4 protein-coding genes are annotated in these 3,997 nt (G+C 64.2%); 3 read left to right on the forward strand and 1 reads right to left on the reverse strand.

Annotated elements, in window-relative coordinates; translation table 11 throughout:
• From ENZ75_RS24045 to ENZ75_RS24055, 3 genes are all read left to right on the forward strand, one after another.
• Positions 1 to 1,291 (forward strand): aldehyde dehydrogenase family protein (locus tag ENZ75_RS24045; RefSeq protein WP_128278358.1); only part of this gene is annotated, 1,291 nt, incomplete at its 5' end.
• 186 nt (positions 1,292 to 1,477) lie between these two features.
• Positions 1,478 to 2,209 carry an SDR family oxidoreductase gene (locus tag ENZ75_RS24050; RefSeq protein ID WP_013528567.1) on the forward strand — a complete coding sequence of 244 codons (732 nt, stop codon included), beginning with the start codon at positions 1,478 to 1,480 and terminating at the stop codon, positions 2,207 to 2,209.
• Positions 2,210 to 2,427: 218 nt separating this feature from the next.
• On the forward strand, positions 2,428 to 3,273 hold the full coding sequence (locus ENZ75_RS24055; protein ID WP_024502142.1) for a fumarylacetoacetate hydrolase family protein: 846 nt from the start codon (positions 2,428 to 2,430) through the stop codon (positions 3,271 to 3,273).
• Between the two features lie 166 nt (positions 3,274 to 3,439).
• Here ENZ75_RS24055 and ENZ75_RS24060 read toward each other — a convergent pair.
• On the reverse strand, positions 3,440 to 3,997 hold a 558-nt coding region (locus ENZ75_RS24060; RefSeq protein ID WP_128278359.1), incomplete at its 5' end, for a TOBE domain-containing protein.

Consider the following 3,997-nt stretch of genomic DNA (forward strand, 5'->3'; position numbering starts at 1 on the left):
GGGCGCTGTTTGCTGGCAGCCGGATGCCGGGCTGCCGTCCTCCGGCTACTACCATCTGCCGACGCTCGCCACAGGTGTTTCGCCAGCTAACATATTGGCGCAAGAAGAGGTGTTCGGCCCTGTTCTGGCGACCATGACCTTCCGCAACACCGAGGAAGCGATCGAGCTCGCCAACAACACGCGCTATGGCCTCGCCGCCTCGGTGTGGAGCGAGAACGTCAACCTTGCCCTGCACGTCGCGCCGCAATTGAAGGCCGGCGTGGTCTGGGTCAACGGCACCAACATGTTCGACGCCGCCTGTGGCTTCGGCGGCTACCGCGAGAGTGGTTTCGGTCGTGAGGGCGGGCGCGAGGGTATGTTCGAATATCTCACGGCAAAATTGCCGCTCGGCCCGGTCATCAAGCCGGCGACGATGTCGGCGCAACCGGTCGAGCAGGCCGACGGCGCGGCAATCGACCGTACGGCAAAGCTGTTCATCGGCGGCAAGCAGGTACGGCCGGACGGCAATTATTCGCTCGCCATCGCCACCGCCAAAGGCAAGCTTGCCGGCGAAGTTGGGCTCGGTAGCCGCAAGGATATCCGCGATGCCGTCTCCGCCGCCCGCGGTGCCAAGGCCTGGCCGGAGGCGACCGCCTATAACAGGTCCCAGGTGCTCTATTATCTGGCCGAGAACCTTTCCGGCCGCGCCGGCGAGTTCGCCGCCCGTCTCACCGAATTGACCGGCGCCACGCCCAAGGCCGCGCGGGAAGAGGTAGAACAATCCATCGAGCGGCTGTTCCTCTATGCCGGTCTGGCCGACAAATTCGAGGGCCGCGTGCACCAACCGCCCGCGCGTGCCGTGACATTGGCGCTGCACGAGCCGGTCGGCGTCGTCGGCATCGTCGCGCCGGATGCCTCGCCGCTGCTCGGCCTGATCTCGCTGATTGCACCCGCACTTGCGATGGGCAACACCGTGGTCGCAGTGCCGTCGGAGCGCTACCCGCTGCTGGCGACCGATCTTTACCAGGTCATCGAATATTCCGACATTCCCTCAGGCGCCATCAACATCGTCACCGGTCGCAGCGCCGAACTCGCCGGCGTGCTGGCCAAGCATGACGATGTCGACGGGCTTTGGGTGCTCGCCGATGCCGAGACCTGCGCCAAGGCGGAAGCCGAGTCCATCGGCAACCTCAAGCGCGTCTGGAGCGGCAATGGCCGCGGCATCGACTGGGCATCCGACCAAGCCGCCGGCGACGCCTTCCTACGCCGCGCCGTCGAGGTCAAGAATGTCTGGGTGCCTTACGGCGATTGATGGCCTGCCGGTACTGTTCAGATCGTGTTCGGGCTTGACGCCCGGACAGATGTTCTTTAACGAGAAAAAACATCTTTATCAGTGAACGGTCAACGGCGCAGGCTGCACGATCACGCGTGACTGGCACATGACGCCTTGGCCAGCCGCAGGTAGACCCGGACTATCCCAGCGGACGAGGAGAACAGCATGGCGGATCTGGCAGGCAAGGTCGTTGTCGTCACGGCAGCGGCGCAAGGGATCGGCAAGGCGAGCGCACTGGCCTTCGCAAAAGCCGGCGCCATCGTCTACGCCACCGACATCAACGAGACGCTGCTGGCGGAACTCGCCAAGACGCCAGGGATCAAGACCCGCAAGCTGGACGTGCTCAACGACGAAGCCGTCAACGCCGCCTTTGCCGAGATCGGTGTCGTCGACGTGCTGTTCAATTGCGCCGGTTTCGTCCATTCGGGCTCGATCCTGGAGATGAAGGACGGCGACCTCGATTTCGCGCTGAACCTCAATGTCCGCGCCATGATCCGCACCAGCCGGGCCGTGCTGCCCGGCATGCTGGAACGCGGCGACGGATCGATCATCAACATGGCCTCGCTGGCCAGTTCCACCAAGGGCGTGCCCAACCGCTTCGTCTATGGCCTGACCAAGGCCGCGGTCATCGGCCTGACCAAGGCGATAGCCGCCGACTATGTCGGCAAGGGCATACGCTGCAACGCCATCTGCCCCGGCACGGTCGAGAGCCCGTCGCTGCAGGACCGCATGCACGCGCAAGGCGACTATGATGCCGCCCGCGCCGCCTTCATCGCCCGCCAGCCGATGGGCCGGCTCGGCACGCCGGAGGAAATCGCCGATCTGGCCGTCTACCTGGCCGGCGCCACGTACACGTCCGGGCAGGCCTACAATATCGACGGCGGCTGGTCGATCTGACTGCGGAATCTTGCGTGGGCCGGACGATCTGGCCCGTTGCCGGCGTTCAACAGGGGATCGAACAGTCTGAAAATCCCGCGCGCCGGCTATCTTGTATGGCGATCGCGCTTGTCCGTAGTCAGGTCGGTGAGTACGGTCCGCCGGTTCCTTGAAGGAGCAATCGCCTTGGCGGAAAGTTTGCAAAAGGCCGCGAGGCCGCAATCAGGAGAAGGATTTAGATGAAACTGCTGCGCTATGGCGAGGTGGGAAGCGAACGTCCCGGCCTGCTCGATGCGGATGGAACGATCCGTGATCTCTCCGCTCACGTCACCGATATCGGCGGCAAGGCACTCGATCCGGCATCGCTGGCAGCACTCGCCAAGCTAGATCCGAAGTCGCTGCCGGCGGTTTCCGGCAGCCCGCGCCTCGGCGCCTGCGTTGCCGGCACGGGCAAGTTCATCTGCATCGGCCTGAACTATTCCGACCACGCCGCCGAGACCGGCGCCACCGTGCCGCCGGAGCCGATCATCTTCATGAAGGCAAGCTCGGCCATTGTCGGGCCGGATGACGACGTGCTGATCCCCCGCGGCTCGGAGAAGACCGACTGGGAAGTCGAGCTGGCCGTGGTCATCGGCAAAACCGCCAAATATGTCAGCGAGGCCGATGCGCTCGACTATGTTGCCGGCTATAGCGTTGCCCACGACGTCTCCGAACGCGCCTTCCAGGCCGAGCGCCAGGGCCAGTGGACCAAGGGCAAGAGCTGCGACACCTTCGGCCCGACCGGCCCATGGCTGGTGACCAAAGACGAAGTGGCCGACCCGCAGAACCTCAAAATGTGGCTGACCGTCAACGGCAAGACGATGCAGAACGGCTCGACCAAGACCATGGTCTATGGCGTCAAGTATCTGGTTTCCTATCTCAGCCAGTTCATGTCGCTGCACCCCGGCGACATCATCTCCACCGGCACGCCGCCCGGCGTCGGGCTGGGCATGAAGCCGCCGGTGTTCTTGAAGGCCGGCGATGTGGTTGAACTGGGCATTGAAGGCCTGGGGCAGCAGAAGCAGACGTTCAAGGCGGACGTTTAGGCAGTACATTTCGGGGTCGGCGCTGCCCCCTCATCCGGCCGCTTCGCGGCCACCTTCTCCCCGCTGGGGAGAAGAGACTGGCGTCGGCGCTGACAATCTCCTCTCCCCTCGGGGAGAGGTCAGCCGAGCGAAGCGGAGGCTGGGTGAGGGGGCTGCGCCGGCGTATCTACTTCAGCACCTTCCCATCCGCACCAAACCGATACGTCTTCGCCGGATCCGGCGTCGCATACAGCGTGGCACCCGGCTCGGCATCGTAAACACCAAAAATCCGCACGGTGATCAGCCCGGCCTTCTCGCAGTCGAGATAGAGGTTGGTGTCGGCGCCGAGATGCTCGGCGTGCACCACCGTTCCCTTCCAGGAGCCGGATTTCGGATCGACGGTCAGATGTTCCGGCCGCACGCCGATGGTCCTGGCGGTTTCGCCGAGACGGGCGCCGTCGACGAAATTCATCTTCGGTGAGCCGATGAAGCCGGCGACGAACTCATTTGCCGGCGAATTGTAGAGCTCCATCGGGCCACCGATCTGCTCGATTTTCCCTGCGTTGAGCACCACGATCTTGTCGGCCAGGGTCATCGCCTCGACCTGGTCGTGGGTGACGTAGATCATCGTCGCCTTCAGCCGGCGGTGCAATTGCGCGATCTCGAGCCGCGTGTTGACACGCAGCGCGGCATCGAGGTTCGACAGCGGCTCGTCGAACAGAAACAGCTTCGGCTCGCGCACCAC

The sequence above is a fragment of the Mesorhizobium sp. M7A.F.Ca.CA.002.04.1.1 genome (genome assembly GCF_004022805.1).
Lineage (GTDB): Bacteria > Pseudomonadota > Alphaproteobacteria > Rhizobiales > Rhizobiaceae > Mesorhizobium > Mesorhizobium ciceri.

Bases quoted from the DNA above. Each gene is read 5' to 3' on its own strand.
- ENZ75_RS24050 (WP_013528567.1), top strand. From the start codon at position 1,478: ATGGCGGATCTGGCAGGCAAGGTCGTTGTCGTCACGGCAGCGGCGCAA.
- ENZ75_RS24055 (WP_024502142.1), top strand. From the start codon at position 2,428: ATGAAACTGCTGCGCTATGGCGAGGTGGGAAGCGAACGTCCCGGCCTG.